The following is a 26873-nucleotide window of genomic DNA, read 5'->3' on the forward strand; positions in this document are numbered from 1 at the left end:
GGCTGCCATGATCGGGAGCATGGACTTCGACCACGCCCTGTTCCGCGCCGACCTGGACGCCCTGCCCTGGGCGTCCTACGGCCACGCCTACGGCAGCGCCGAGGACGTCCCCGGCTGCCTGCGCGCCCTCGCCGGGGACGACGACGCGGCCGCCGAGGAGGCGCAGAGCGAGCTGTACGGGAGCATCCTGCACCAGGGCTCGGTGTACGAGGCGTCCGCGAAGGCCGTGCCGTTCCTGGCCCGGATCGCCGCCGCGGACATCCGCACGGCAGACGTGCTCCTGCTCATCGGCGGCATAGCCGAGGGCGGCGAGGACCCGTCCACGGAGGCGGTCGACGGACCTCCGGCCGAGGCGGGTCACGAATCCCCGGCGGAAGGGGGCGACGGGTCCCCGGCGGAGGCGGGTGACGGACCTCCGGCGGAAGAGGGTGGCGGACCTCCGGCGGAAGCGGGCGACGAGGTTCCGGCAAGGGGGAGCGGCGAAGCGGGGGAGAGCGACGAAGTCGCCTGCCGCCGCGCCGCCGTCGCCCAACTGCCCCTGCTCCTGGGGGCGCTGGACCACCAGGATCGCGCGGTGCGCCAGGCCGCGGTCTGGGCTGCGGGGTGGACGGGAGCGGCCGGGGCGGACACGGCCGCTCCGGCGCTGCGCGACCGGGCGGCCGTCGAGACGGACCCGCTCGTCCGCGCCGAACTGCTGTCGTCCCTGGCCCAGTTGGACCCCGAGGGTGCGGCGCGGGCGGTGACGGAGGCCATCGGCCCGGACGGCAGCCCGCCGGAGCTGCGGATCGCGGCCCTGCTCGCCTCCGCGGACATCGGGCTGCCCTGGACCCCGGCCCACCACGAAGCGGCGCTCGCCCTGCTGCCCCTGGACCGGCTGGTCGCCGACCGGTTCGACCAGGTCCGCAACGAGCCTCTGCACCATCTCACCGTCACCCTCCTGCTCCGGGACGCCGGTCCGGACCGGGAGGCGGTGTACGCGCTGCTCGACGGAGCGCTGCGCCACCCGGACCCCGAGGCCCGGACCGAGGCGGTGTGGGCGGCCCTGACGGCGTGCGAGCTGTCGCGCGGTGCGCCCGCGCGGCTGGTCGGAGCGCTGATGGCGGCGGCTGAGGCGGACGGTGGGGGTGCCGGTGCCTCTTCCGGTTCGGGTGGCGACGGTGTTGCTACTGCGACTGCGACTGCGACTGCGACTGCGACTGCGACTGCGGGTTCGGGTCCGGCTTCCGGTGATGTGTCCGGTGCGTTGTCGGCGCTCGGGAGGCTCGGTCCGTACGGGGAGCCCGCGGCCGATCTGCTGGCGTCCCGCGCGGCGGGGGCGGGGGAGACGGCGGACCGGGCCCTCGAGGCGCTGGTGGCCGTCGACCCGGTGCGGGCGGCACCGCTGCTCGCCCGGGACCTGGAGAACCGGCCCAGGGCGTTCGCGACGGCGTGCGGCGGGCCCGCCGGAGTCCTCCCGACCCTGCCGTACGACCCCGAGTTGCTGGCGGCGGCCCGGCGGCGGCTCGCCCTGGCGGAGCCCGGCCCGGTCACCACCGTGCCCCGGCTGGCGGCGCTGCTTCTCTCCTGGGGTCCGGACGCGGGCCCCGCCGTGCCCGAACTGCTCGCCGCGCTCCCCGCGTACGCCTGTCTGCTGCCGAAGGTGCTGGCCGCCGTCTGCGCGCCCGAGCAGCGTGCCGAGGTGGCCCAGGCGCTCGGCTCCCTGGTCCGGACCGCACCGGCGGACGACCGGTTCGAGGCCGCCCGCGCCCTCCACCGACTGACCGGTGACCACGGCCCGTTGCTCTCCCTGCTGGCCGAACGGCTCGCTGCGGGCGCCGGGGGAGGGGACGGCGCGCTACGGGAGTCGGCGACGGCCGCCGCCGCGCTCGGCCCGGCCGCCGAGCCGCTCGTACCCGCCCTGCGCGCCGCGCTCAACACCCCCGGCGCCGACCGGAACAACCCGCAGATGGACGCCGACATCGCGATCGCCGTCGCCCTGCACCGCGTCACCGGCGATGCGGCGGAGGCTGTCCCGGTGCTGGCCGGGGTGCTCGGTGACGGCCACGGGCTCTGGCGGCGCTGGACGCTCGTACGGGCTGCCGAGGCGGCGGCGGGCCTGGGCCCGGCGGGACGCCCGCTCGTCCCTGTGCTGACGGCGCTGCTGACCGACCCGGAGCAGGTACCGTCGGCGGTCCTCGCCCTGCGGGCCGTCGCCCCCGACGCGCTGGACACCGACCGGTCGGCCGGACTCCTGCTGGACGCGGCGGAGGCGGGCGCCGCCCCCGCCGAAGCCGTGGACGGGCTGGTGGCGCTCGGCGTGGACACGCTGTCCGACGAGCACCGAGCGCGGCTGACGGCACTGGGGGAGCGGGATCCGCGGGTGGTGCGGTTCGGGCTGAGCGGCACGATCGAGGCCGCCGACGAGCGGCTCCGCGCCCGGATCCGTACGGCGGAGGTCAGCCGGGGATGATCCGGCGGACCAGCTCCGGGGTCCACTCGACGTACTCGATCTCCGCCCCGTCGGCGTGGCGTGCGTAGAGGAACCGCCCCGTCGGGCCGCCGGTCGTGGGCGTGGTCACGGTGGCCCCGGCGGAGGTCAGCGTGGCCAGCAGGGCGTCGAGGTCGTCGACGACCACGGTGGCCGAGGCGTGGCTGTAGCGTGCGCGCTCCCCGGCCGGTCCCGCGATGACCAGGAAGTTCCCGATGGCCGCGAGGGCGACCTGCTCGAACGCCAGCCGCAGATGGGGCTGCTCGCCGGTCAGCTCCTCCAGCAGGGGCAGTGCCCGGTCGAGATCGTCGGTCCAGAGGCGTGCGTAGGTCTTGAGGACGGCCATGACGGTGCTCCCGTGGTCTCTCGTGGATACGGGAAGACCGTAGGCGGGCAGGGCGCCGACGCGGAAGAACGCACTTTCTGGTGAGAAAGGCACCGCGACGGAACCGGGCGGCACATGCCGGTGCTCTCCTCAGCCCTCCGGCCGCCAGTCCGGGCGGCGGCCGCTGAGGCCGATCACGCGGTCCAGCAGCGGGGCGCCGTCCTTCACCGGGACGGGCGGGCCGAAGATGCCTCCGCGGTCCGGATCGACCTCGTCCGGGGCGAGCAGGGCCGCACAGGCGCGCAGTTCGTCCTCCCCGGCCGCGTAGGGCCGACCGGTCGAGCGGGCCAGGTCCCAGCCGTGGACGACGAGTTCGTCCAGCGCGACGGCCCCCGCCGCCTCGCCGGGCAGCTCCACCCCACCCGCCCGGGTCATCCCGGTCCAGGCGTCGGGGGAGCGCCAGGCCGCGGTCAGCTCCTCCAGCCGCCGGGGCAGGGTCTCGCGCCAGTCGTCGTCCAGGACGGGAGGGGCGGCGTCCGGGGCGGTGGCCGTGCCCGGCCCGAGGTCCTTGCGGGCCGCGTCGCGGAAGGCGGCGGCGAGCATAGCGAGATGGCCGAGCAGCTCCCGTACGGCGTAGTCGGGGCAGGGGGTGGGGCCGCCCAGAGAGGAGTCGTCGACCCCGTCGAGCAGCGCCGCGATCCGCCGGGCGGCCGGCTCCAGACCGAGGGCGGGAGCGGAGGCAGGGGTGGGCGTGGCGTCGGTGTCCATACAGGGCAGACCGCCCGGCGCCCGGGAACTCATCGGTCGCGGCGCCCCCGTTCCCGCCCCCGGCCGGGCGCACACACCGCCACATAGCGGAAGGTTCCCCGCCGTCCTCTTGTCGGCAACCCCCACGCCATGTCATACAGGTCTGGACCAATGCTGTCCGGATGGAAGGCACCACCGTGCAACGCCCCCACATATCTGCCGCGTTGACCTGTTCCGCCGCCCTGCTCCTCGCGCCCCTCCTCGCCGGCTGCGGCGGCACGGCCGAGGCCGACACCCAGCCCCCCAGCGTCCCCGCCGGGGTGACCGCCCAGGCCAGCAGCTCCACCTCGGTGCACGTCATGTGGGAGGCGGCCTCCGACAACAAGACGGTCGCCGGCTACGAGGTCTACCGGGGGAAGGAGAAGGTCAGGAGCGTTCCGGCGACCAAGACCATGATCGACGTCGACGGGCTGACCGCCTCGACGGACTACACCTTCACCGTCCGCTCCAAGGACACGGCCGGGAACCTCTCCGCGCCCAGCAAGGCCGTCCCCGTCACCACCCAGGCCACCCCGGCCAAGGACGACAAGCCCCCCACCGCCCCCACCAAGCTCACCGGCACCGCCGACGGCGGTCGGGCCGCCACCCTCAGCTGGGGCAAGTCCACGGACGACGTCGGCGTGACCTCGTACGACATCTACCAGGAGGACTCCCGGATCCACAGCGTCCCCGCCTCCGAGACCACGGCGAAGCTCACCGGCCTGCGCCCGGGGACCGTGTACACGTTCACCGTCCGGGCCCGGGACGCCTCCGACAAGTCCTCGCCCGACAGCAACGCCCTCGACCTCACCACCGCGTCCGCCCCCGGCGCCCCCGCGAGCACCGCCCCCACCGGGCTGCGCTCCGAGATCGGCAGGGAGGGCGGCGAGTTCACCGTCGACCTCTCCTGGGACCAGCCCGACACGGGCGGCGAGATCCCCGCCTACGAGCTCTATCTGAACGGCAAGCTGACCACCACCATCGTCTGGGGCGGCACGCCTCCCCAGGGGAGGGCCACCTACCGGCTGAACCTCTCCGACCCGGAGGGGACCCGTTACTCGGTCAAGCTCAGGGCCAAGCTCCCGGACGGCAAGTGGGGTGACTTCTCGGCCCAGCCCACGATCGTCCTGGCGGACTGAGCCGATCCCCTGACGCGGACGCCGCCGTACGCCATCCTTGCGTACGGGCCGCCGGCCACGGTCGACCGGCTGCGGGCCCGGACCACAGGCACGGACTGACGCGTACGGGGGTGCGGCACCGCGATGGTTCCGGGGACGGTGGAGCAGCTGACCATCCTGCTGATCCTCGTGCTGCCCGGCGTCTTCTACCAGGCGGTACGGGAACGGCTGCGCGGCGCCCTCGCCAGCGAGCAGGAGCCGCAGAACCGGCTCGTGCGGGCCCTCGCGGCGGGCGCCCTGCTCGACACCCTGTACGCGGTGGCCGCCGGACCGTGGCTGGTGCGGCTGCTGGCCGGGGGCGGGGAGGGACCCGTCGCCGGTGTGCTGCGCCAGCCGCGCCAGGCGGGTCTGGCCGCGCTGCTGCTGATCGTCGCCGTGCCGTCCGCGCTGGCCTGGGCGGAGGCGGCGTGGGGCAGGCGGCGGGCCCGGGCGCGGTACGAGCCGACGCCGACCGCCTGGGACGCCCTCTTCAGGGACCGGGGCTCCTGCTTCGTCCGGGTGCGGCTCAAGAGCGGTCTGTGGGTGGGGGGTTGGCTCGGCTCCCGGTCGGCCGTCTCGGCGTACCCGCAGCCGGGCGACCTCTACTTGCAGGCCCAGTACCGGATGGGGCCCGACGGCGCGTTCCTCGGCCGGGTGCCGGGCACCGCGGGGGTGTACATCCGGGCGGAGGACATGGACGTCCTGGAGGTGCTGCTCCCGCCGCCCGCGGGAGCGGCCGGAAGGAGCGACGGATGACGAGGAAGCCGGGCACGGGAGAGAGCGGGAGCGGGGACCGAGGAACGCCCGATGACGCCGAGTTGGCGGCTCTGGTCGAGGAGTTCTCCTTCCGCAGGACCTACCGGCCCACCGACGAGCTGGCCGAGCCGGACGAGATGCCGCACGGTCCTTCGGGCACGGCGATCGGCGACGGCCCGTCCCCGGTCCACGGATCGGCGGCCCCGGACGCCCCCTGAGCCGGCGAGGAGGCCGGCCCGAGCCAGTGGGGGGCGACCCGAGCCGGTGGGGAGGCCGGCCCGAACCTGTGGAGGGGGACGCCTCCGGAAACCGCCCGAACCCCCTTACGGGCCCGTGTGGATGTGCGCGGCCCACAGATGCGGCGCCCGTGCGTAGCGGTCGCGCAGGGACCTGACCGTCAGGTGCAGGGCCATCGCCGGATCGATGGGGCGGCCCCGCGCGATGTCCTCGGAGAGCGCCCGGTAGAACTCCTCGGTGAGATGGGTCGCCAGTCTGTCCGCCACCGGCCACAGGGTGCCGATCACATGGGGGTACCCGGCCAGTTGGAGGGAGGCGACCAGCTGGACCGCCTCGTCCGACAGCGTGGTGCCGCCCTGGGCCGTGGAGCAGGCGGAGACCACGGCGAGCTGCGGGTTCCTCGGACGCCGGGTCGCCGCGTCGGAGGCGGTGAGCCGGCCGTCGTACAGGATCAGCCCGCTCCGTGAGGGGTTCAGCGGCTCGCTGACGCCGTGGCAGCTGAAGTGGACCCAGGGGTGGTCCTCCAGCGCCCGGCCGACCGCCGCCACCGTGGCATCGGGACCGCTCAGCAGCCGCCTCTCCGGGAACAGCTCCGTGATCACCTCCACCTCCCGCGCGACCCCGGCCAGCGGGGCGGCCCCCGGTGTCTCGGCGAGGGCGACGACCAGCGGGCCGGGCCGGGCGCTGGGTCCGGCAGCCAGGCCGTCGCGGGCCCGCACCAGCGCCCGCAGGGTCGGGGTGTACGAGGAGACGGCTCGGTCGACCACCCAGGTGCCGGAATCCGCGGCCCCCCGCCCCGCCGCGTGCAGCGGCAGGAACGACAGCCTCCCGGTGGGGCACCACCACAGCCGGGGCAGGCCATCGCCCGCCCCCGCCACGGAGTCCACCGGACCACCGTCACGGGCCACAGAACGCACCCGGCCACCGCCACTCGCTGCGGAGTCCGCCAGGCCCCCGTCACCCGGTGCGGCGCCCGCCCGGCCACTGCCACCTGTTACGGATCCCGCCAGGCCACTGCCACCCGTTACGGATCCCGTCCGACGACCGTCACCTGTTACCGATCCCGTCCGGCCACCGTCACCCGTCACCGAGCCCGCCCCGCCACCGTCGCCCGGTACGGCGTCCAGCCCCAGGTGCTCCAGGACCCGCGCGGCCACCGTGTCCCAGAGCCAGGCCAGCGTGCCGGAGAGCGTCCGCATCATGGCCACGGCGTCGTCGACGCCGTTCTCCCCGTACGCCGTGCCCACGCCCTCGACGAACTCCGCCGCCCGGGCCACCGTGTCGTCCAGGGTGAGACGGGGCAGCGGGACCACGTCGATCCCGGCCCCGGCCGTCACGACGAGCGCGTCACAGCGGTAGGGGCTCACGTTGACGACCACGACCGGACCCCCGGTCGCGGCGGCCGTCAGCTCCGGTACGGAGGGCGGGCGCAGGAAACCCTCCAGACCGGGCAACACCCTTATCTCTTCGAGGAGTTCGTCCCAGCGCCGGGCGAGGGTGAGCCGTTCCTCCGCCACCGCCGCCGCCTCATGGGCACCCCGGAACGCCACCCCCGGGCCGCCCGGGGTGAGGTCCGGCGCGGGGGAGGGGCCGGGCGGTCCGTCCAGCCGGTCGCGTATCCGCTCGAACTCGGCGGCGAGGTCCGGGGCGAGGGCCTGCAGCCGTGACACATCGGTGCGGTTCTCCACGCCCTGGGCCAGCAGGACGCCCCGGCCCTGTTCGAGGAGGGCCAGGGCGCGGTCGACCTCCCCCCGGCCGATCGCCAGCGCGGCGGCGTCGCTCGCCAGGCCCTCGCTGACCAGCAGCCGCGCCTCCTGGTCCGCGCGGGCGAGGCTGCGCGGTGCGATGCGCGGCAACAGGCCGACGGCGTACGCGTATCCCTCCAGGGCCTCGGCGTCACGCCCCGCCCATGCCGAGGCCATCCCCCAGACCCGGGCGGCCCGGATCCGGGCGCCGATGTGGGCGACCGGATTGCGCGCGCAGTCGCGGGCGGTACGGGCCGTCGCCGGCAGATCGACCGGCTCGCCCAGCCGGGCCCGGTCCAACTGCGCGTTGACCAGGATCACTTGGCAGGACCCGTACAGGGCGTGGCTGGTGGGCATGGCCGCGAGGGAGTCCCGGGCGGCGCTCTCCGCCCGGTGCAGCGCCTGCCGCGCCGGGGCCCCGGCGGTCTCCGCCGCCGCGCGGGCGGCGAGCAGACAGGCGGTCGCGAGCTTCTGCAGGGCGTAGGGCCGCGACGGATGGCGTTCCCCGAACCCGGCGACCACCTCCTCCAGCACCCGCCGGGACTCCTCGGCCAGTCGCGGATCCCGTTCGCCCTGGGCCCGGTCGAGCAGGAGGGAGCCCAGGCCGACGGCCGCCAGGTCGGCCCCCGCGCGGTCGCCGTGCCCCAGGGCCATCGCCTCGCGCAGCAGCCCGGCCGCCTCGTCCGCGGCGGCCGCGTCGCCGACCGTCTCGTACCAGCAACGCAGCGACTCGGCCAGGTTGTTCAGATGCAGGGACCGTTCCATCGCCGTCGGCGGGCTGCCCTCCAGCGCGCGGCGCAGCACCGTCACCGCCTCGGCCAGCCAGACGCGGTTGCCGGTGGCCAGGCCGCGGTTCATCAGGGCGCTGCCCAGGTTGGTGAGCCCCATCCCGCGCCGCAGCGCGGGCAGTTGGGCCACGGCCTCGCGCAGCGTGGCGACGGCCCGGTCCATGAGCGTCTCGTCGCCGCTCTCCATGGCCCGGGTCCACTGGAGGTAGCCGAGACCGGTGAGGAGGGAGCCCCGCAGGCCGGGCCTGGCGGCCTGCGGGGAGGCCAGGGCCGCCTCGTAATGGCGCACGGCCTCGTCGCTCTGGGCCACGTCACGGGTGTGCTGGTAGAGGGCGCCCAGAGCGTTGGCCAGGCCGAGCAGGGCGGTCGGCGGGGGCGGTCCGGCCGCCATGGCGACCGCCTCCCGGTGCCACCGTACGGACTCCTCCAGCGGGGCGGGGTCGGCGGTGAGCCGGGCGAGGTTGCGCAGGGCGTCCCCCAGGGCCGTACGGCAGTCGGCCCCGCTGTACGTGGCCGTGCCGGACGCCGCCACGGCCGTACGCAGCACCTCGATGCCCTCCGCGGGCGCCGCACGGTCCGCGCCGAACTCGGCCAGGACCATCAGGCTTTCCCCGAGCCCCAGGAGCAGATGGGCGGTGAAGGGGGTGCCCGGCCCCGCCAGGGCGACGGCCTCCCGGTGGGCGGCCACGGCCTCGGCCAGGGTCTCGGTGCGGCCGGAGCGCAGGGCGACGCCCATCAGGCCGAAACCGATGTTCGACCGGCGCACGGCGCTCTCGGTACGGGAGAGCGGAGCCCCCCGCACCTCCTCGCGGAGCAGCCTCACCGCCTCCTCGAAGAGCGCGATGTCGTCGGTCGCGTCGGCCTGCTCCATGACGGCCTGCGTGTACTCCGCGTGGCACTCCCAGCGTTCCGGGTCGTCCGCCCGGAACATGCCGAGCGCCCGGGCCATCTCGTCGGCGGCCTCCCGCCGGCCCGCTCCGTCCGCCCCGGCGCGCTGGGCCAGCGCCGCCCCGAGGGCGAAGCGCACGGTCGCCGTGAAGCCGGTGGCGGGAGCGGGCAGGACCAGGCACTTGCGGAAGCAGTCGACGGCCTCGTCGATCCCCTCGGCGTCCCCCGGGACCCGCAGGCAGCGCCCGAGCGCGAGCAGGACCCGGGCGCGCTGCGCTGAGCGGGCCGGCAGCTCCGACGCGAGCTTTCGCAACAGGGCCACGGGGGCGCCGAGTTCGCCGGGATCCCCGGACTCCCCGGCGCCCGGCGGCCGACGGGCGGCGCGCTTCCACAGCAGCTCCGCGAGCGAGGTGGCGTACAGCACGCGCCGGGCCACGTCGTGGGGCTGGACGCACTCCGCCGCCCGGTGGGCCTGGGCGACCGCCCCGTCCAGGTCGGCCGGGGAGCCCGTCGCCGCGTGCCGCCCGTCCAGCACCTGGGCGAGGGTGAAGTGGACCTGGGCGCGCACCGGATGTCCCGGCGGGGCGCAGTCGAGGGCCTTGTTCACCGCCTCGTACGCGTCGTCGAGGGCCGCCGCACGGCCGGTGCGGGCGGCCGAACCGGTGAGCAGCAGGGCGTAGTTGGCGAGGTACGCGGCGCGCTCGAAGTCGTTCGGGGCCAGGTCGGCTGCCCGGCGGCAGGCGGCGGCGCCCTCCTCGGTGAGTCCGCCGCCGCCCCCTCCCGTCCCGGCTTCCGCGAAGAGGGCGACCCCCAGGTCGGAGAGGAGCGCGGCCCGGCCGGGCAGGGCGGCGCCCGGTTCCGAGAGCGCCGCGCGCAGCAGGGCGATGCCCTCGGAGCGCAGCGCGGGCTCCTCCAGCGGCTCGGCGGCGCCGCAGAGCGCCGAACCGAGGGTGGCGCTGTGCTGGACGCGGAGCGGATCGGCGGCGGTGGAGAGTCCGGCCGCCGTACGCAGCGCGGTGACCGCCTCCCGCAGCGCGCCCGGGTCCTCGGCCACCTCGGCCCAGTTCCGGAGTGTGTGCCCGAAGTTGCCGTGTCTGCGGGCCTGTTCGTCCGGGACGCCGGGGGCGCAGGCCACGGCCGCGCGGCCCATGGCGACGGCTTCGGAGAGCGCCGGGAGCCCGGCGCCGTCCTGGAATCCGTAGAAGAGGACGAGCCCGAGGTCCGACAGGCAGATGCCCTGCTCGGCGCTGCCCTCACCGACGGCCGCCACGGCGTGCCGCAGCAGGATCTCGGCCGGGCGCAGGACCTCGGGGTCGCGGCTCTGCTGGAACACCGTCGTCATCCCGACGGCGGCGTCGTACGCGAGCGCGGGCGGGGTGTCGGCACCCTCCGGCGCGCCGGCCAGCGTGGCGTAGAGCGGGAGCAGCACGGGCGGCACCTGCCCGGGGTCCTCCTCGTGGAGCGTGCCGAACCGGAGTACGGCCCCGGCGAGCGCGCCCCGGTCGGCCGCGCCCCGGGCGGCGTAGCGGAACAGATCGGCGTACCCGAGGGCCAGCGCGCCGAGGCGCCACACGGTGCCGTCGGGCAGGGCGACGGCACCGAGCACCTCGTCCGCCGCCCGCGCGGCCTCCGGTCCGGCGAACCACTCCAGGGCGTCCCGCTCCTGGGCGTCCCCCTCCGCCGCCGCGCGTTCGACCTGCCGCAGGATGCGGTGCGCCGCCTCCTCGGCCCCCGCCTGCGTCATCGCTTCCCCGTCGTGTCGGCCGCCGGTACCGGGATCACCCTAGTGACGCACGGTCGATCTGCCGACCCGTCAATTTCCGGCCATGGGGGGTGCGTTGGCGTGGTCGTCGGGCTTCGGGCAGCGCCACTGCCCCGCTCCCGGTGCTGTGCGGTACCGGGAGCGGGGCGGTCGGGTGCGTCCACCCGGACCGGGTCAGCGCAGCTGCTCGTACGCGGGCAGGGTCAGGAAGTCCGCGTAGTCCTGGTCCAGGGAGACCTGGAGCAGCAGGTCGTGGGCCTGCTGCCAGGTGCCGGCGGCGAAGGCCTCCTCGCCGATCTCCGCGCGGATCGCGGCCAGTTCCTCGGCGGCGACCTTGCGGGCCAGCTCCGCGGTCGCGTGCTCGCCGTTCTCGAAGACGACGTCGGCGTTGATCCACTGCCAGATCTGGGAGCGGGAGATCTCGGCGGTGGCCGCGTCCTCCATCAGGTTGAAGATGGCGACCGCGCCCAGGCCGCGCAGCCAGGCCTCGATGTAGCGGATGCCGACCGCGACGGCGTTGCGCAGACCCTCGTACGTGGGCTTGGCGTCGAGCGTGTCGATGGCGATCAGGTCGCCCGCCGCCACCGAGACGTCCTCGCGCAGCCGGTCCTTCTGGTTGGGCTTCTCGCCGAGGACCGCGTCGAAGGAGGCCAGCGCGATCGGGACCAGGTCCGGGTGGGCGACCCAGGAGCCGTCGAAGCCGTCGGTCGCCTCGCGGTCCTTGTCCGCCTTGACCTTCTCGAAGGCCACCTTGTTGACCTCGGCGTCACGGCGCGAGGGGATGAAGGCCGCCATGCCGCCGATCGCGTGCGCGCCGCGCTTGTGGCAGGTGCGGACCAGGAGTTCGGTGTACGCCCGCATGAACGGGGCGGTCATCGTCACCGCGTTGCGGTCCGGCAGGACGAACTTGGCGCCGCCGTCACGGAAGTTCTTGACGATGGAGAAGAGGTAGTCCCAGCGGCCCGCGTTCAGCCCGGCGGCGTGGTCGCGCAGCTCGTACAGGATCTCCTCCATCTCGTACGCGGCGGTGATCGTCTCGATCAGGACGGTCGCGCGGACCGTGCCCTGCGGGATGCCCACGTAGTCCTGGGCGAAGACGAAGACGTCGTTCCAGAGGCGGGCCTCCAGGTGCGACTCCGTCTTCGGGAGGTAGAAGTACGGGCCCTTGCCGAGGTCGATCAGACGCTGGGCGTTGTGGAAGAAGTAGAGGCCGAAGTCGACCAGCGCGCCGGGGACGGAGACGCCGTCCAGCTGGAGGTGGCGCTCCTCCAGGTGCCAGCCGCGCGGGCGCATGACGACGGTGGCCAGCTCGTCGGCGGGCTTGAGCGCGTACGACTTGCCGGACCTCGGGTCGGTGAAGTCGATGCGGCGCTCGTAGGCGTCGGTCAGGTTGAGCTGGCCGAGGACGACGTTCTCCCAGGTGGGGGCGGAGGCGTCCTCGAAGTCGGCGAGCCAGACCTTCGCGCCCGAGTTCAGCGCGTTGATGGTCATCTTGCGGTCGGTCGGACCGGTGATCTCCACCCGGCGGTCGTTCAGCGCGGCCGGGGCCGGGGCGACCTTCCAGGAGTCGTCCGCGCGGACCGCCGCCGTCTCCGGCAGGAAGTCCAGCGTGGAGGTGCGGGCGATCTCGGCGCGGCGCTCACCGCGCCGGGCGAGCAGCTCATTGCGGCGCGGGGTGAACTGCCGGTGCAGCTCGGCCACGAACGCGAGGGCCGCGTCGGTCAGGACCTCCTCCTGCCGGGGCAGGGGCTCGGCATCGACGATGGCCAGCGTGGACGGCGCTGGTGCGGACATGAGCTGTCACTCCTTCAGCGGGCGGCGGCCTCTCCGGGCCGCCGGGTCGCCTGAGACGGCACGGCGTGCCATGGCTCCGAGATACGGCCGTGGATGCCGTCTGAGGTTCAGAGGGCTTCTGACCAGTGGATAGTAGTTTCCTCATAGTGGAAGTTCAATGGTTTGTTGATGTCGAGATTCTCCGGGTCGACAGAAACGGGCCGGTGGCGGCGCACCGTGCCAGGGCGGCCACGGAGGGTTCGCTACGGCGTGCGGCGGCCGCCCGGGTCACTCCAGATGGCCCAGATCCCGTGCCGTGTCGATGTCGTACGCCTGTGCCACATCCGCACACTCCACCAGTGTGATCGCGGCGCGGTGCTCCCGCAGATACGCCCGGGCCCCCTGGTCGCCCACCGCCCCCGCCGCGATGTCCCCCCACAGCTCCGCCCCGAACAGCACCGGATGGCCGCGCTCCCCGTCGTACGAGGCCGCCGCCAGGCTCGTCCGCGACCGGTACGCGCCCCGTACCCGCGCCACCGCCTCCGCGCCGATCCCCGGCTGGTCCACCAGCAGGACCAGCGCCGCGTCCGCCCCCGTACCGCTCAGGGCGGCCAGGCCCAGCCGGAGCGAGGAGCCCATGCCCTCCTCCCACCCCGGATTGACGGTGACCGCCGCCCCCGAGAGATCGGCCCGGATCCGCACCTCGGAGGCCGCCGCGCCCAGCACCACATGCAGCGGCCCGCAGCCGCCGTTGCGCAGCGCCCGCAGGGCGTGCTCGACCAAGGGGCGGCCGCGGTGCTCCAGCAGGGCCTTGGGGCGACCGCCGAGCCGCCGGCCGCCGCCCGCGGCGAGCAGCACCCCCGCCACCTTGGGATTCTTCGCTTGAGAAGCCATGGGCCCTGGATACCACCGAGCCGTTCGCACACGCGACACGCATGTCACTCTCAGGGGGCACCCTGATTTCTGTCCGTGGAGTGGCGCGTACTGCCTGTCATGGCGTTAACTTGCGGGCGAACCCGGGTACTTGGCCACGGCCCGGGGTTCGGGGGGTCACACCGGCACAAGGACGTGCGAGGGGGAGTGCTGTGTTGCGAAGCGTCGGGCAGAAGCGGGTCACCGGCAGCGGCGAGGACCCACGGGTCGAGGAACTGCGTACGGCCGTCTCCCGGCTCCGCCGCGAACTGGCCTCCCTCTCCTACGAATTCTCCGACCGCCCCATCGCCGAGGAGGAGCTCGCGGCACTCGATGCCATGGCCATCGGCGGGGACGTCGAGATCCCCCGTATGCGCAGCTCGTTACTGCTGATCGCGGGGTCGATCGGCTCGGTCAGCGCGCTCGCCGCCGCCCTGCGCGACGTACGCAACGCGGTGGACCTCTTCGGGGAGCCGCCACGCGGGTGAGGCGGAGCACGGGCGGTTGACGGCCCGGTCCGGGGCTCACGGCAGCAGAGGCACACGGTCCGGCAGCGGACCGGCCGGACCAGGCGGGTCGGCTCGGCGGCTCGGCTCGGCTCAGAGGTTCTCCTCAGAGGTTCTGCTCAACGGGTCGGCCGGACCCGGTCGGTCGCCTCGGCTCAGCGGCGGATCAGCCTGCGGGCCGTCGCCGCCGCGACCGCGGCCGTACGGGAGTCGACGCCCAGCTTCGCGTAGATGTGCACCAGGTGGGACTTGACCGTGGCCTGGCTCAGGAACAGCTCCTTGCTGATGCTCAGGTTCGACAGCCCCTCCCCGACCAGTTGCAGCACCTCCAGCTCGCGCCGGGTCAGCGCCTCGGCGGGTGTCCGCATCCGGTCCATCAGCCGGTGCGCCACCGAGGGCGCCAGCGCCGAGCGGCCCGCCGCGGCCGTCCGCACCGCCGACGCCAGCTCCTGCGGGGGCGCGTCCTTGAGCAGATAGCCGCTGGCCCCCGCCTCCACCGCCGCCAGGATGTCCGCGTCGGAGTCGTACGTGGTCAGGATCAGGACCCGGGGGCCGCCGGGGACGGCGGTGATCGCCGCCGTGGCCTCGGAGCCGTGCATTCCGGGGCCCGGGCCGAACTGGAGGTCCATCAGGACGACATCGAAGCCGCCCGCCGCCGCCAGCGCCACGCCCTCCTCCGCGGTGGCCGCCTCGCCCGCGACCCGGAAGTCCGGCTCGGTGTCCAGGACCGCGCGCAGCCCCGCCCGCACCACGGGGTGGTCGTCCGCCAGCAGCAGCCGGATGGCCTCGCTCACGCGGCACGCTCCGCTCCGAGGGCCGGTCCCGCCACGGGCAGCGTGACCGCCAGCGCCGTGCCCTGGCCCGGCGCCGACTCCACGCTCAGCGTGCCGCCCAGGGTGGCGGCGCGCGACCGCATCGCGGGCAGCCCGAAACCGCCGTCGCCCCGCTCGTCCACCGGCACCGCCGCCGGGTCGAATCCTCGGCCGTCGTCCACGACGTCCAGCGCCACGGAGGTGTCCATGAAGCTCAGCGTGATCTCCGCCCGGCCCGCCCCCGCGTGGCGCACGGTGTTGGCCAGCGCCGACTGGGCGGTCCGCAGCAGCGCCACCTCGTACGGCGTCGGCAGCTCCACCGGCGTACCGCTGACCGCGAACCGCACGGTGAGCCCCGGCCCGGTCGTCCGGGCGCAGAGCCGCTCCAGCGCGGCCGCCAGCGAACCCCGCTCCAGGTCCGGCGGCGTCAGCGCCCGTACGAAGGAACGCGCCTCGGCCAGGTTGGCCTGGGCGGCCTCCCGGGCGGCGCGGACGTGGGCGGTGGCCGGGGCGTTGCCGGGCAGGGTGCGCTCGGCCGCGCGCAGCAGGAGCTGGATGCTGGACAGACCCTGGGCGAGGGTGTCGTGGATCTCCCGCGCGAGGCGTTCCCGCTCGGCGAGGGTGCCGGCCGTCCGCTCCGCCTCGGCCAGCTCCGCCCGGGTGGCGACCAGCTCCACGATCAGCTCCCGGCGCCGCTCGCTCTCCCGGAACAGGGCGTCGTACCCGAGGACGGTGGCGATGGCGACGGCCGCGCCGAGCAGCGGGCCGATGAACGCGCCGGGGGCGATCTCCTGCCGGTGCGCGACGAAGCTGGTGATCGCGGCCGCGGCGGTGACGAGAACGGCGGCCACACCCGAGCGGGTGGGCAGCAGATGCAGCTGGAGGAAGTAGAGCGGGAAGGCCACCCACAGGGCGTCGGGGGAGAGGACGAGCAGCACGATCCAGAGCGCGCAGAGCCCGCCGAGCCAGACGGCGGCGGCCCGGGTGCCGGGGCGCAGGGACGGGGAGCCCGCCCGGACCCGAGACCGTACGGGCTCCGCCTCCGCCCCCGCCTCGGCCTCCGCTTCAGTCTCCGTTTCCGTCTCCGGCCGCGCCTGAGCCCCCGCCCCTGTTGCCGGCCGCGCCTGAGCCCCCGCCCCTGTTTCCGGCCGGGCCTGAGCTCCCGCCCCGCCTTCCGGCCGTACGGCGGCGTCGCGCGTTTCCGAGCCCGCGGGCGCACCCCCGCGGGTGCCCGCCACCGCTCCCGCCGCGTACACCGCCGCCATCACCACCACCAGCGCCACCACCGCCCCGGCGTGCGGTGCGGCCCCGCCCACCGCGCGTACCCCCACCAGGGCCAGCAGCCCCGTCAGCAGGGCGTGCAGGCAGAGCCGCAGGGCGGCGGTGACAGGGGTGTGCGAACGCGAATCCATGGTCCGTCCAGCGTAGCCGCGGGCCCCGCGGCCGCGGTCAATCGAAAGTTTGATCCGGTTACCGTCCCCCGTGCGATGTCCGCCCGCCCCGGACAGCCGACGATGGAGCCATGTTCGTCGCATGGAGAGACCTCCGGTTCGCCAAGGGCCGGTTCGCGCTCATGGGGTCGGTCGTGGTCCTGATCACGCTGCTCGTGGGCCTGTTGTCCGGGCTGACCGCCGGTCTGGCCCGGGAGAACATCTCGGCCGTCACCGGGCTCGACGCCGACCACCTCGCGTTCGCCGCCCCGCGCGGGGACCAGGAGGTGTCCTTCACCAACTCCACCGTCCGCGAGGACGACTGGCGGGCCTGGGCCGACCGCCCCGGGATCGAGGCCGCCCAGCCGCTGGGCATCCGGACCCTGAACGCCACCGCCGCCGGTGAACGTAGCGCCCCGGTCTCCGTCTTCGGCGCCGAACCGGACGGCACGCTCGCGCCCCCGGGCATCGGCCCCGGTCGCGTCGTGCTCTCCGGGAAGGCGGCCGAGGAGCTGGGCGCGGCGCCCGGCGACAGGATCGCGCTCGGCCGGGTGGAGCGCGAGGTCGCCGCCGTGGCGGGAGACGCCTCGTACAGCCACACGCCCGTCGTCTGGACGACGCTCGACGACTGGCAGCAGATCGGCCACGACGGCGCCGGACCCGCCGAGCAGGCCACCGTGATCGCCCTGACCACCAGCGCGGGCGCCGATCTGGCGGCCGGGGACGAGGCGGCGGAGACCCGGACGCTCTCCCTCGACGACTCCCTCACCGCGATCGGCTCCTACCAGGCCGAGAACGGCTCGCTGCAGCTCATGCGCGGCTTCCTCTTCGCCATCTCCGCCCTCGTCATCGGCGCCTTCTTCACCGTCTGGACCATCCAGCGCAGCGGTGACGTCGCCGTCCTCAAGGCGCTCGGCGCGTCCACCCCGTACCTCCTGCGGGACGCGCTCGGGCAGGCCGTGGTGATGCTCGTGACCGGTACGGGGCTCGGCACCGCGCTCGCCGCCGGGGCCGGGGTCCTGATCGACGGGGGGCCGGTGCCGTTCGTGCTGGAGCCGGCCACCGTCCTGGTCCCGGCCGTGATCATGATCGCCCTGGGGGCCCTGGGCGCCGCCCTGTCCATCCGGCGGATCACCGCCGTCGACCCGCTCACCGCACTCGGGAGTGCCCGATGACGCTCACCCTCACCGACGTGACCCTCACCTACCCGGACGGCGAGGGACGGCTCACCGCCCTGGACCGGGTCTCGCTGGAGGTCCCGGCGGGCACGCTCACCGCCGTCGTCGGACCGTCGGGCTCGGGCAAGTCCAGCCTGCTCGCCGCCGCCGCGACCCTGGTCACCCCGGACTCCGGCGAGGTCGTCGTGGCCGGTACGCGGACGGGCCCACTCTCCCCGGCGGCGCGGGCGGCCCTGCGCCGGGAGCACCTGGGGATCGTGTTCCAGCAGCCCAACCTGCTGCCCTCGCTCACCGCCGCCGAGCAGCTCCAGGTGATGGCCCATCTGGCGGGCGGGCGCACCCGCGAGGCCCGCCGCCGGGCGCTGGAGCTGCTGGACGCGGTGGGTCTGGCCGACCGGGCGGACCGGCGGCCGCACCAGCTCTCGGGCGGTCAGCGCCAGCGGATCAACATCGCCCGCGCCCTGATGAACGAGCCCGAGGTGCTCCTCGTCGACGAGCCGACCAGCGCCCTCGACCACGAGCGCGGGGCCGCCGTGCTGGACCTGCTGGTCACCCTGACCCGGGAGCGCGCCACCGCCACGGTGCTGGTCACGCACGACCTGGCGCACCTGGACCGGATGGACCGCACGGTGACGATGGACGACGGACGGCTGACCGTACCGGCGGAGGTCTGACCCCCGCGGCCGGATCCCCCGGAGGTCAGCCCGCGCTGCCGTTGCTGGCCAGCGCGTCCGACAGCTCCTTGGCGACCTGCTGGAGGATCGGCACGATCCGCTCCGTCGCCTGTTCCGTGACCCGGCCCGCCGGGCCCGAGATGGAGAGCGCGGCCGAGGTGGGGGAGTCGGGCACGGAGACCGCCAGGCAGCGGACGCCGATCTCCTGCTCGTTGTCGTCCACCGCGTACCCGGCCCGGCGCACCTGCTCCAGCGCCTCCAGGAAGCCTTCCGGGGTGGTGATCGTCTTCTCGGTGGCGGCCGGCATCCCGGTCCGGGCGAGGAGCGCGCGGACCTCGTCGGCCGGGGTGTCGGCCAGGAGCGCCTTGCCCACGCCGGTGGAGTGCGGGAGGACCCGGCGCCCCACCTCGGTGAACATCCGCATGGAGTGCTTGGACGGTACCTGGGCCACGTACACGATCTCGTCGCCGTCCAGCAGCGCCATGTTGGCGGTCTCGCCGGTCTCCTCGACCAGCCGCTGGAGGTAGGGGCGGGCCCAGGTGCCGAGCAGCCGGGAGGCGGACTCGCCCAGCCGGATCAGGCGGGGGCCGAGGGCGTAGCGGCGGTTGGGCTGCTGGCGTACGTAACCGCAGACGACGAGCGTGCGCATCAGCCGGTGGATGGTCGGCAGGGGCAGACCGCTGCTGGCGGACAGCTCGCTCAGCCCGACCTCGCCCCCGGCGTCGGCCATCCGCTCCAGGAGGTCGAAGGCGCGCTCGAGCGACTGCACCCCGCCGCTGGCACCGGAGGGCTTGGAGTCGGCTGTGCTGGCGTGGGACGGCGGCACGTCAACGGTCCTTTCGAAGCGGAAGGCAAGGCAGCAGCCTACCGGGCGCCGCCCGATCGGCCCACAGCTGTCCGCCCGGCGTCCGTGCCGGTCAGGGGCTGTTTTGTCCCGGTGCCGACGGTGTGGCGGCGGTCGGTGCGGGGGTGCGGTGCGGCCTCTCCTGGCCCATGCTACGTTCCGCGCTCCGAAATTGAACTTTTACTTTGTGGAAATCTCCAGTCGGCCCGCCCCGGCTGCCCGCCCGGCCTCCGTGGAGGAAGGTGGGGTCTTGACGAGGGTGGTTCCCGAGTGAAGACTCCTGGGAAGATTCAACAGTTCGTTGAATTCCTGGAGTGATTCCTGGAGTGAAGGAGCATGGGGTGTCCGGTCCGGCCGTGAACCTGGTACTGCGCTCGACGCGCGTCGTCACCCCCGAGGGCACCCGCCCCGCGACGGTCGCCGTCGCGGGCGGCACCATCGAGGCGGTCCTGCCGTACGACACCGAGGTGCCCGCGGGCGCCCGCCTGGAGGACCTGGGCGACGACGTCCTGCTCCCGGGCCTGGTCGACACCCACGTCCATGTCAACGACCCCGGCCGCACCGAGTGGGAGGGCTTCTGGACCGCCACCCGCGCCGCGGCGGCCGGCGGGATCACCACGCTCCTGGACATGCCGCTCAACTCCCTCCCGCCCACCACCACCGTCGAGCACCTGCGGATCAAGCAGCAGGTAGCCGCCCCCAAGGCGCATGTCGACACGGGCTTCTGGGGCGGGGCGATCCCCGCCAACGTCAAGGATCTGCGCCCGCTGTACGAGGCCGGGGTCTTCGGCTTCAAGTGCTTCCTCTCGCCCTCCGGGGTGGAGGAGTTCCCCGAGCTGGACCAGGAGCAACTGGCCCGCTCCATGGCGGAGATCGCCGGATTCGGCGGGCTGCTCATCGTCCACGCCGAGGACCCGCACCATCTGGCCGACGCCCCGCAGCGCTCCGGCCCCGCCTACGCCGACTTCCTCGCCTCCCGTCCGCGCGACGCCGAGAACACCGCGATCGAGGGGCTCATCGCCCACGCCAAGCGGCTGAACGCCCGCGTCCACGTCCTGCATCTGTCGTCCTCCGACGCCCTGCCGCTGATCGCCGCCGCCAAGCGCGAGGGGGTCCGCGTCACCGTCGAGTCCTGCCCGCACTTCCTCACCCTCACCGCCGAGGAAGTCCCGGACGGGGCAACGGAGTTCAAATGCTGCCCGCCCATCCGCGAGGCCGCCAACCAGGACGCCCTGTGGGCCGGGCTCGCGGACGGCACGATCGACTGCATCGTCAGCGACCACTCGCCGTGCACCACCGACCTCAAGACCCCGGACTTCGCCTCCGCCTGGGGCGGGATCTCCTCCCTCCAGCTCGGCCTGCCCGCCATCTGGACCGAGGCCCGCAGGCGCGGCCACTCGCTCGACGACGTCGCCCGCTGGATGTCCGCCGCCCCGGCGGAGCTGGCCGGGCTGAGCCGCAAGGGCGCCATCGAGGCCGGGCGGGACGCGGACTTCGCGGTGCTCGCCCCCGAGGCGACCTTCACGGTCGACCCCGCCGAACTCTTCCACCGCAACCAGGTCACCGCCTACGCCGGGAAGACCCTGCACGGCGTGGTGCGCTCCAGCTGGCTGCGCGGGGTCCGCATCGCCGCCGACGGCGAACTCACCGAGCCCACCGGCCGTCTCCTCGAACGCGACCACTGACCGCGTCATCCGGCCGCCCGCTCCCGTACGCGGCCACCGACCGTCCCGGAAAGGACCCCTCACCCATGACGGACGCCGCGATACCCCGCTTCACCGGTGACGCCCTCCCGTACGCGGGCGGCGACCCGTACTCCGACCACCGCACCGCCGACTTCCCCTTCACCCACCTCGTCGACCTGGCCGACCGGCGCCTCGGCGCCGGGGTCATCGCCGCCAACGACGAGTTCTTCGCGGAGCGCGAGAACCTGCTCAAGCCCGAGCCCGCCGTCTTCGACCCGGAGCACTTCGGCCACAAGGGCAAGATCATGGACGGCTGGGAGACCCGCCGCCGACGCGGGGTGAGCGCCGCCGAACCGCACCCCACCCCCGACGACCACGACTGGGCCCTCGTCCGCCTCGGCGCCCCCGGGGTCATCCGGGGCATCGTCCTGGACACCGCCCACTTCCGGGGCAACTACCCCCAGGCCGTCTCCGTGGAGGGGGCGTCCCTCCCCGGCTCGCCGTCCCCCGACGACCTCCTCGCCCCCGACGTGAAGTGGACGGTCCTCGTCCCGCGCACCCCGGTCGGCGGCCACGCGGCCAACGGGTTCGCCGTCGACGCCGAGCAGCGCTTCACCCACCTGCGGATCAACCAGCACCCGGACGGCGGGATCGCCCGGCTGCGCGTGTACGGGGAGGTCGCACCGGACCCCGCCTGGCTCGCCGCCCTCGGCACGTTCGACCTCGCCGCCCTGGAGAACGGCGGCCAGGTCGAGGACGCCTCCGACCGCTTCTACTCCCCGGCCACCAACACCATCCAGCCCGGCCGCTCCCGCAAGATGGACGACGGCTGGGAGACCCGCCGCCGCCGCGACCGGGGCAACGACTGGATCCGCTACCGCCTCGCCGCCCAGTCCGAGATCCGGGCCGTCGAGATCGACACCGCCTACCTCAAGGGCAACTCGGCGGGCTGGGCGAGCCTCTCGGTGCGGGACGGGGAGGACGGCGACTGGTCGGAGATCCTGCCCCGGACCCGGCTCCAGCCCGACACCAACCACCGCTTCGTACTGGACGCCCCGGTGCGCGCCTCCCGCGTACGGATCGACATCTTCCCGGACGGCGGGATCTCCCGGCTGCGGCTGTACGGATCCCTCACCGAGGGCGGCGCCGACGCCCTGGCGGCCCGCCACCGGGAGCTGGGCGGCTGAGAGCGGACGGCGACCGGTGGGCCGCCGCGATCACTGGGGGGTCGCGGCGGCCCACGGGCCCGTAACGGCGGCGGCTCGGCACACAGCAGCCCCGTCCGCCGCCCGCAACACCACAGGCCACAGGCCACAGGCCCGCCGAACACCACGGGCCCGCCCGCAACGCCACGGGCCCGTACGTCCGCCGCTCAGAACTCCTCGTGGGTGTCCGGGTCGCCGCCGAAGCGCCGCTGCCGCCCCGACGCGATCGTGGTCAGCTCCTGGGCCGTCAGCTCGAACCCGAACAGGTCCAGGTTCTCCCGCTGCCGCCCCGGATCGGCCGACTTGGGGATCGGCACCGCCCCGACCTGGGTGTGCCACCGCAGCACCACCTGCCCCGGTGTCACCCCGTGGTCCTCGGCGATCGCCACCGTGGACGGGTCTTCCAGCACCTCGCGGCCCCGGGCCAGCGGGCTCCAGGCCTCCGTGACGATGCCCTTCGCCGCGTGCACCGCCCGCAACTCCTCCTGGGGAAGGAGCGGATGCATCTCGATCTGGTTGACCGACGGCAGCACGCCCGTCTCCCGCTCCAGCCGCTCCAGATGGGCGGCGGTGAAGTTGGAGACGCCGATGGACCGGACGAGACCGTCCTCGCGGAGCCGGATCATCGCCTTCCAGGTGTCGACGTACTTGTCGACATGGGGGAGCGGCCAGTGGATCAGATACAGGTCGACGTACTCGACGCCCAGGCGGGCCCGCGACTCCTCGAAGGAGGCGAGCGTCTCCGCGTACCCGTGGTGCCGCCCCGGCACCTTCGTGGTCAGCCGGATCTCCTCGCGCGGGACACCGCTGCGGGCGATGGCCCGGCCGGTGCCGGTCTCGTTGCCGTAGTTGAGGGCGGTGTCGACGAGCCGGTGGCCGAGGTCCAGGGCTCCCGCGACGGCCTCCTCCGCCTCCGCGTCGTCCAGCGGGTAGGTGCCGAGACCCACCGCCGGGAGAGTGGTGGAGTCGTTGAGCGTATGAACGGGTACGTCGCCCATGTCCGCGCTGTCCTTCCGGTCGGCCCTGCCTCGGTCACGTCCCCCCCGGGGCACATCTGCCCCGCCCCGGCCAGCGTAGGCGCGCGGCCGGGACGGGGCAGCTCGACGGAGCCGGGCGCTCCGGGCTCCGGGAGCCCTCCGTGACGGCTCAGGCCGCGTGGCCGCCGTCCACCACGATCTCGGTACCGGTGATGAAACCCGCCTCCGCGCTCGCGAGATACGCCACCAGGGAGGCGACCTCCTCCGCGGTACCGAACCGTCCCAGTGCCGTCGCCGCCCGCTGCCCCTCGGCGAGCGGGCCGCCGGCCGGGTTGAGGTCGGTGTCCACCGGGCCGGGCTGGACCAGGTTCACCGTGATGCCACGGGGTCCCAGCTCCCGGGCGAGCGGCTTGGTCAGCCCGACGAGGGAGGACTTGCTCATCCCGTAGAGCGTCGAGCCGGGCCCGCCCACGTACCGGCTCAGCGCGGTGCCGACCGAGACGACGCGACCGCCGTCGGCCAGCCGGTCCGCCGCCGCCCGGCAGGCGAGGAAGACCGCCCGGACGTTCACCGCGAGGACCCGCTCGACCTCGGCGTCCGGCAGCTCCGCGATCGGGCCGAGGACGCCGATGCCCGCGTTGTTGACCAGGACGTCGAGCCGGCCGAGCATGTCCGCCGCCTCGTGCACCGCCCGCCCCGCCGCCCCGGCGTCCGCCGCGTCGACCCGCAGGGCCACCCCGCGCCGGCCCGTCCCCTCGATCTTCGCCACGACCGCACGGGCGGCCTCCTCGTCCCGTACGTAGGTGATGGCGACGTCCACCCCCGCCTCCGCGAGCCGCAGGGCGACGGCCGCGCCGATACCCCGGCTGCCTCCGGTGACCAGGGCGGCCCGGGGAGCGGGGGCGGTGATGGTGGTGGTGCTGGACATGGCTGGGTTCCTTGCCTTCGGGGAGCGCCGCCGATCCGGCGACGGGTTCCAGCAAAGTCGCCCGGAGGCCCGGAGACCGGCGGGAATCGGACGCCGAGTGATCCGTGGGCCGGTCGCGGACACGGCCGCCCGGTTCACGATCGCTTGACCTGGAGCGCACTCCGGATTCGAGGATGGGCGGCATGGACATCACAGACCGCCGGATCGTCCTCGGGACGATGGACTTCGGCACTCGGGTCGCCCCCGAACAGGCCTTCGCGATCCTCGACTCCTTCGTCGCCGACGGCGGTGTCTGGCTCGACACCGCGAACTGCTACTCCTTCTGGACCGACCCCAGTGGTGCCGGCGGTGCCAGCGAGCGCGTCATCGGTGCCTGGCTGCGGGCCCGGCCGGGCGCGCGCGACACGGTACGCATCGCGACGAAGGTCCGCCACAACCCGCTCGTCCCGCACGCGCCGGACAGCGCGGAAGGACTCTCGGCGCGCGCCGTTCACTCCGGTGTGGAGGAGAGCCTGGGCCGTCTCGGAGTCGATCACGTCGACCTGCTGTGGGCCCACGCGGAGGACCGGACCGTGCCGCTGGGAGAGACGGTCGGCGCCTTCGGCGAGCTGGTCGCCAAGGGAGTGGCCCTGCGGGTCGGGGCGGCGAACCATCCCGCCTGGCGCGTCGAGAGAGCCCGGTCGCTCGCGCGGGAGCGAGGCCTGGAGCCGTGGACAGCCCTGCAACTGCGCCACTCACTCGTCCAGCCGCGCCCGCTCGCCCCCGTCGCGGAGGGCGGTCCCCGCATGCTTGCCGCTGAGGACCTGGATCTCGCGAGGTCGGAAGGGCTCGCCGTGTGGTCGTACAGCTCGCTGATGTGGGGTTCGTACGTGCGCGCGGACAAGCCGCTTCCGGCTATCTATGATCACCCCGGGACCGCTCGGGTACTCGGGGTCCTGGACAGCGTCGCCGACGAGCTCTCGGCCACCAGGAACCAGGTCGTCCTCGCGTGGCTGATGCGCCAGGGCGTCGATCCCATCGTCGGCGCGAGCCGGGTGGAGCAGATCGAGGAGGCACTTGCCGCACGCCGTGTGCGGCTCGGTGACGAGCACCTGGCGCGCTTCGCCGAAGCCCGGTAGCGACGGTCACGAAAGGAGATCCTCACCATGACCGCCCTCACCCCGGCGGCGGCCGCCGACCGCACGGGCGTCTCCATCGACACGCTGCGGTACTACGAGCGTGAAGGGCTGATCGGCCCGATCCGGCGCTCCGGCGGCGGGCGCAGGGAGTACACCGAGAACGACGTCTTCTGGATCGGTCTGATCACGTGCTTCCGCGATGCCGGTCTCGGCATCGCGGACCTGCGGGGGTTCGTCACCATCCTGCGCGCCGAACACTCTCCGCAGGAGCGGGTCGCCTTCCTGCGCGAGCGCCGTACCGCCCTGGAACAGCGGGTGGCGGCGCTGCACCAGGCCATGGAGGTTCTCGACGAGAAGATCGCCTACTACAGCTGAGCGCCGGGAGCCCCGCCTCAGCCCGCGCCCTGCGGGCTGAGGCGGGGCTCACCTCCCGCTCGCTGCTGAGCCCGGGCAACTCCCGACCGGACACCCACCGCAGATCACGGGCCGTCATCGGCCCCGGTTCCGCCGCCCCCAAGGGAACCAGCACGCCAGCGCCCTCAACACGGCCGGAATGTCCTTCCGGTCAGCCCGGCAGACCGCGATCAGGCCGATGACGAGCAGGATCACCGCCGACCCCAGAAGCATCAGGGCGGCGAGTGCTCCCCACTCCGTACTCACGAACAGTTCCCCCAGCGCATCGGAGTTCGTGGTGAGGTCGTACGACTGTCGCATCAGCGCCACCGATCGTCGCGGGTGCGGCCGGCCAGGACGGCAGCCACCGCCAGTGCGGACCGCCGCTCGTCCTCGGACAGCCAGTACAAGGGCGGGCCCTCATCGTCCCAACCGACGGCCGTCAGCCCGTGGAGACAAGCCAGCGCCGCGGTCCGTACGTACTCCTGCGGATTGCCGTCAGGCCGTTCCCACCGCTGACCGTGAAAGGCGTCGCCCAGCATCGTCAGCGCCGTCGCGACCGTTGACTCGGGCATGCCGCTCCAGCTGGACCCGGCCGGGCGCGTGGCCTTCGCCCGAGCGCTGAAGTACCAGACAGAACTGGGGTTTTCGTACGGCAGGCCCAACAGGCCGGCCAGCTGCGCCCTGTCGTCCTCGCCGGGCAACTCCGTCCGGGAGCGCTGCTGGAACAAGTGCTGATAGCGCCCCAGCGTCTCCTGGTCCATGACGTTCGCGTGGAGCGCGGCAATCGTGCCGATGAGCCGGCCCAGTTCGTCCATGGCTTCGGACAACGCGAACAGGCATCGTGCGGGCCATTTCCGGTCCGGCTCACCCCCGCAGTGACGCAGCGGCACCGAGAGTCTGAGCACCACCCGTGTCACTGATCCCTGCACACGTAGGTGGAGCCACTTAGGCATGAGCCTCAGGTCGCGCTCCGTACCCCGTTCCCCCGTCAAGGGAACCGCGACCGCCGTACGAAGGCACTCCTGATCGGCCCGGAGCATGTGCTGGATGACTGCGCGGTCCTCCCCGACACGCTCCAACTGCGCGGCGATCAGGCCGGCCAGGTGCCCGACCGCGTCCATCGCGTCACTGGCCCGGTACATGCACATCCGGGCCCACCCGTGCCCAGCTCGATCGGGGGCGCAGTAGCGCAGAATTTCCTGCAGGTAACCGACGATCTCCGCAACCTCATCGGGAATGGCCGGTCGCAGATGCGGCGGCATCACCTTGCCGGAGACATTCCGAGCCATCGCGCAACTTTCCCGCATACACGCACCCGTGCCTCGGTGCATGCGCGCGAAGAGCACGACAGGCCGAGGAGATCGCGATGACTGAACTTCCGGCTGTCGAGCGTGTCCGGGCACGGGCCGGAACACACAACCGTGGCCGTCGCCTCGGCCATACCAGGACAGTACCCGACAGCCTGACACGGTGTCATCGGCATGTGGAAACACGCCCGGGTCCGGCCGGCCGGCGAGTTCGGCG

At 74.1% G+C, this 26873-nt stretch carries 23 protein-coding genes; 11 read left to right on the forward strand and 12 right to left on the reverse strand.

Features of this window, described 5'->3' with window-relative positions:
* The first annotated feature begins 19 nt into the window (after positions 1–19).
* Complete coding sequence (locus tag ACQ9ZG_RS28135) at positions 20–2449, forward strand: HEAT repeat domain-containing protein (RefSeq protein WP_499281349.1); 2430 nt, start codon at positions 20–22, stop codon at positions 2447–2449.
* On the opposite strand, the gene ACQ9ZG_RS28140 is transcribed toward ACQ9ZG_RS28135, so the two are convergent.
* Both ACQ9ZG_RS28140 and ACQ9ZG_RS28145 read right to left on the reverse strand, forming a co-directional pair.
* Entirely contained in the window at positions 2436–2813 is a 378-nt protein-coding gene (locus ACQ9ZG_RS28140; protein ID WP_109917245.1) for a VOC family protein, read from the reverse strand. The genes ACQ9ZG_RS28135 and ACQ9ZG_RS28140 overlap by 14 nt on opposite strands.
* 129 nt (positions 2814–2942) lie before the next feature.
* Complete coding sequence (locus tag ACQ9ZG_RS28145; RefSeq protein WP_109917246.1) at positions 2943–3560, reverse strand: TIGR03086 family metal-binding protein; 618 nt, start codon at positions 3558–3560, stop codon at positions 2943–2945.
* Between the two features lie 161 nt (positions 3561–3721).
* Here ACQ9ZG_RS28145 and ACQ9ZG_RS28150 point away from each other — a divergent pair, with 161 nt between their 5' ends.
* The 3 genes from ACQ9ZG_RS28150 (at position 3722) to ACQ9ZG_RS28160 (ending at position 5709) form a co-directional block, all read left to right on the forward strand.
* A complete protein-coding gene (locus ACQ9ZG_RS28150) occupies positions 3722–4717 on the forward strand; it encodes a fibronectin type III domain-containing protein (protein ID WP_050451455.1) in 996 nt (331 codons plus the stop codon).
* A 138-nt stretch (positions 4718–4855) separates the two neighbouring features.
* Positions 4856–5491 (forward strand): DUF6338 family protein, encoded by a 636-nt coding sequence (locus tag ACQ9ZG_RS28155; RefSeq protein WP_234018041.1) that lies wholly within the window; start codon positions 4856–4858, stop codon positions 5489–5491.
* Entirely contained in the window at positions 5488–5709 is a 222-nt protein-coding gene (locus ACQ9ZG_RS28160; RefSeq protein WP_084991252.1) for a hypothetical protein, read from the forward strand. The genes ACQ9ZG_RS28155 and ACQ9ZG_RS28160 overlap by 4 nt, the downstream gene beginning before the upstream one ends.
* Positions 5710–5814: 105 nt before the next feature.
* Here the strand turns inward: ACQ9ZG_RS28160 and ACQ9ZG_RS28165 are convergent, their stop codons facing one another.
* From ACQ9ZG_RS28165 to ACQ9ZG_RS28175, 3 genes are all read right to left on the reverse strand, one after another.
* Positions 5815–10893 (reverse strand): CHAT domain-containing protein, encoded by a 5079-nt coding sequence (locus ACQ9ZG_RS28165; RefSeq protein ID WP_499281350.1) that lies wholly within the window; start codon positions 10891–10893, stop codon positions 5815–5817.
* Between the two features lie 192 nt (positions 10894–11085).
* Positions 11086–12705: a malate synthase A gene (gene aceB, locus ACQ9ZG_RS28170; RefSeq protein ID WP_018491508.1), complete on the reverse strand. Its 1620-nt coding sequence runs from the start codon at positions 12703–12705 to the stop codon at positions 11086–11088.
* 267 nt (positions 12706–12972) lie between these two features.
* On the reverse strand, positions 12973–13578 hold the full coding sequence (locus ACQ9ZG_RS28175; RefSeq protein WP_109915536.1) for a nucleotidyltransferase family protein: 606 nt from the start codon (positions 13576–13578) through the stop codon (positions 12973–12975).
* 191 nt (positions 13579–13769) lie between these two features.
* Here ACQ9ZG_RS28175 and ACQ9ZG_RS28180 point away from each other — a divergent pair, with 191 nt between their 5' ends.
* Complete coding sequence (locus tag ACQ9ZG_RS28180; protein WP_019766325.1) at positions 13770–14084, forward strand: DUF5955 family protein; 315 nt, start codon at positions 13770–13772, stop codon at positions 14082–14084.
* A 173-nt stretch (positions 14085–14257) separates the two neighbouring features.
* Here the strand turns inward: ACQ9ZG_RS28180 and ACQ9ZG_RS28185 are convergent, their stop codons facing one another.
* Together ACQ9ZG_RS28185 and ACQ9ZG_RS28190 are read right to left on the reverse strand one after the other, a co-directional pair.
* The gene (locus ACQ9ZG_RS28185) at positions 14258–14896 is read right to left on the reverse strand and encodes a response regulator (RefSeq protein WP_499281351.1); all 639 of its coding nucleotides are present in this window, start codon (positions 14894–14896) and stop codon (positions 14258–14260) included.
* Positions 14893–16326, reverse strand: a complete 1434-nt coding sequence (locus ACQ9ZG_RS28190) for a sensor histidine kinase (RefSeq protein WP_499281352.1) — start codon at positions 16324–16326, stop codon at positions 14893–14895. The genes ACQ9ZG_RS28185 and ACQ9ZG_RS28190 overlap by 4 nt, the downstream gene beginning before the upstream one ends.
* Positions 16327–16436: 110 nt before the next feature.
* Between ACQ9ZG_RS28190 and ACQ9ZG_RS28195 the strand changes: the two genes are divergently transcribed.
* Both ACQ9ZG_RS28195 and ACQ9ZG_RS28200 read left to right on the forward strand, forming a co-directional pair.
* A complete protein-coding gene (locus ACQ9ZG_RS28195) occupies positions 16437–17519 on the forward strand; it encodes an ABC transporter permease (RefSeq protein ID WP_109915024.1) in 1083 nt (360 codons plus the stop codon).
* Positions 17516–18196 (forward strand): ABC transporter ATP-binding protein, encoded by a 681-nt coding sequence (locus ACQ9ZG_RS28200; RefSeq protein ID WP_084991244.1) that lies wholly within the window; start codon positions 17516–17518, stop codon positions 18194–18196. Before ACQ9ZG_RS28195 ends, ACQ9ZG_RS28200 begins: the two co-directional genes overlap by 4 nt.
* A gap of 25 nt (positions 18197–18221) precedes the next feature.
* Here ACQ9ZG_RS28200 and ACQ9ZG_RS28205 read toward each other — a convergent pair whose 3' ends face one another.
* On the reverse strand, positions 18222–19022 hold the full coding sequence (locus ACQ9ZG_RS28205) for an IclR family transcriptional regulator (protein ID WP_109915025.1): 801 nt from the start codon (positions 19020–19022) through the stop codon (positions 18222–18224).
* Between the two features lie 359 nt (positions 19023–19381).
* Between ACQ9ZG_RS28205 and allB the strand changes: the two genes are divergently transcribed.
* Complete coding sequence (allB, locus tag ACQ9ZG_RS28210) at positions 19382–20725, forward strand: allantoinase AllB (RefSeq protein WP_109915026.1); 1344 nt, start codon at positions 19382–19384, stop codon at positions 20723–20725.
* Between the two features lie 65 nt (positions 20726–20790).
* Positions 20791–21912, forward strand: a complete 1122-nt coding sequence (alc, locus tag ACQ9ZG_RS28215; protein ID WP_109915027.1) for an allantoicase — start codon at positions 20791–20793, stop codon at positions 21910–21912.
* Between the two features lie 185 nt (positions 21913–22097).
* Here alc and ACQ9ZG_RS28220 read toward each other — a convergent pair whose 3' ends face one another.
* Both ACQ9ZG_RS28220 and ACQ9ZG_RS28225 read right to left on the reverse strand, forming a co-directional pair.
* Entirely contained in the window at positions 22098–22928 is an 831-nt protein-coding gene (locus ACQ9ZG_RS28220) for an aldo/keto reductase (RefSeq protein WP_499281353.1), read from the reverse strand.
* Between the two features lie 148 nt (positions 22929–23076).
* Positions 23077–23835 carry an SDR family NAD(P)-dependent oxidoreductase gene (locus ACQ9ZG_RS28225; RefSeq protein ID WP_084991238.1) on the reverse strand — a complete coding sequence of 253 codons (759 nt, stop codon included), beginning with the start codon at positions 23833–23835 and terminating at the stop codon, positions 23077–23079.
* 182 nt (positions 23836–24017) lie between these two features.
* On the opposite strand from ACQ9ZG_RS28225, the gene ACQ9ZG_RS28230 reads away from it, so the two are divergent.
* Together ACQ9ZG_RS28230 and ACQ9ZG_RS28235 are read left to right on the forward strand one after the other, a co-directional pair.
* Positions 24018–24953, forward strand: coding sequence for an aldo/keto reductase (locus ACQ9ZG_RS28230; protein WP_109915203.1), 936 nt, complete (start codon positions 24018–24020; stop codon positions 24951–24953).
* 27 nt (positions 24954–24980) lie between these two features.
* On the forward strand, positions 24981–25328 hold the full coding sequence (locus tag ACQ9ZG_RS28235; RefSeq protein ID WP_028418247.1) for a MerR family transcriptional regulator: 348 nt from the start codon (positions 24981–24983) through the stop codon (positions 25326–25328).
* Between the two features lie 114 nt (positions 25329–25442).
* Here the strand turns inward: ACQ9ZG_RS28235 and ACQ9ZG_RS28240 are convergent, their stop codons facing one another.
* Both ACQ9ZG_RS28240 and ACQ9ZG_RS28245 read right to left on the reverse strand, forming a co-directional pair.
* On the reverse strand, positions 25443–25667 hold the full coding sequence (locus tag ACQ9ZG_RS28240) for a hypothetical protein (RefSeq protein ID WP_146225680.1): 225 nt from the start codon (positions 25665–25667) through the stop codon (positions 25443–25445).
* Complete coding sequence (locus ACQ9ZG_RS28245) at positions 25667–26638, reverse strand: hypothetical protein (RefSeq protein WP_109915201.1); 972 nt, start codon at positions 26636–26638, stop codon at positions 25667–25669. The genes ACQ9ZG_RS28240 and ACQ9ZG_RS28245 overlap by 1 nt, the downstream gene beginning before the upstream one ends.
* Between the last annotated feature and the right edge of the window lie 235 nt (positions 26639–26873).

The organism is Streptomyces araujoniae, from assembly GCF_050871195.1.
Taxonomy (GTDB): Bacteria; Actinomycetota; Actinomycetes; order Streptomycetales; family Streptomycetaceae; genus Streptomyces; species Streptomyces bacillaris.

What these genes read in the sequence shown, in the direction of transcription:
- aceB (WP_018491508.1), bottom strand. Translation starts at nt 12,705, where the DNA reads ATGTCCGCACCAGCGCCGTCCACGCTGGCCATCGTCGATGCCGAGCCC.
- ACQ9ZG_RS28235 (WP_028418247.1), top strand. Translation starts at nt 24,981, where the DNA reads ATGACCGCCCTCACCCCGGCGGCGGCCGCCGACCGCACGGGCGTCTCC.
- ACQ9ZG_RS28230 (WP_109915203.1), top strand. Translation starts at nt 24,018, where the DNA reads ATGGACATCACAGACCGCCGGATCGTCCTCGGGACGATGGACTTCGGC.
- ACQ9ZG_RS28145 (WP_109917246.1), bottom strand. Translation starts at nt 3,560, where the DNA reads ATGGACACCGACGCCACGCCCACCCCTGCCTCCGCTCCCGCCCTCGGT.
- ACQ9ZG_RS28245 (WP_109915201.1), bottom strand. Translation starts at nt 26,638, where the DNA reads ATGGCTCGGAATGTCTCCGGCAAGGTGATGCCGCCGCATCTGCGACCG.
- ACQ9ZG_RS28240 (WP_146225680.1), bottom strand. Translation starts at nt 25,667, where the DNA reads ATGCGACAGTCGTACGACCTCACCACGAACTCCGATGCGCTGGGGGAA.
- ACQ9ZG_RS28175 (WP_109915536.1), bottom strand. Translation starts at nt 13,578, where the DNA reads ATGGCTTCTCAAGCGAAGAATCCCAAGGTGGCGGGGGTGCTGCTCGCC.
- ACQ9ZG_RS28140 (WP_109917245.1), bottom strand. Translation starts at nt 2,813, where the DNA reads ATGGCCGTCCTCAAGACCTACGCACGCCTCTGGACCGACGATCTCGAC.
- ACQ9ZG_RS28165 (WP_499281350.1), bottom strand. Translation starts at nt 10,893, where the DNA reads ATGACGCAGGCGGGGGCCGAGGAGGCGGCGCACCGCATCCTGCGGCAG.
- ACQ9ZG_RS28135 (WP_499281349.1), top strand. Translation starts at nt 20, where the DNA reads ATGGACTTCGACCACGCCCTGTTCCGCGCCGACCTGGACGCCCTGCCC.
- ACQ9ZG_RS28200 (WP_084991244.1), top strand. Translation starts at nt 17,516, where the DNA reads ATGACGCTCACCCTCACCGACGTGACCCTCACCTACCCGGACGGCGAG.
- ACQ9ZG_RS28220 (WP_499281353.1), bottom strand. Translation starts at nt 22,928, where the DNA reads ATGGGCGACGTACCCGTTCATACGCTCAACGACTCCACCACTCTCCCG.
- ACQ9ZG_RS28150 (WP_050451455.1), top strand. Translation starts at nt 3,722, where the DNA reads ATGGAAGGCACCACCGTGCAACGCCCCCACATATCTGCCGCGTTGACC.
- ACQ9ZG_RS28195 (WP_109915024.1), top strand. Translation starts at nt 16,437, where the DNA reads ATGTTCGTCGCATGGAGAGACCTCCGGTTCGCCAAGGGCCGGTTCGCG.
- alc (WP_109915027.1), top strand. Translation starts at nt 20,791, where the DNA reads ATGACGGACGCCGCGATACCCCGCTTCACCGGTGACGCCCTCCCGTAC.
- ACQ9ZG_RS28225 (WP_084991238.1), bottom strand. Translation starts at nt 23,835, where the DNA reads ATGTCCAGCACCACCACCATCACCGCCCCCGCTCCCCGGGCCGCCCTG.
- ACQ9ZG_RS28190 (WP_499281352.1), bottom strand. Translation starts at nt 16,326, where the DNA reads ATGGATTCGCGTTCGCACACCCCTGTCACCGCCGCCCTGCGGCTCTGC.
- ACQ9ZG_RS28160 (WP_084991252.1), top strand. Translation starts at nt 5,488, where the DNA reads ATGACGAGGAAGCCGGGCACGGGAGAGAGCGGGAGCGGGGACCGAGGA.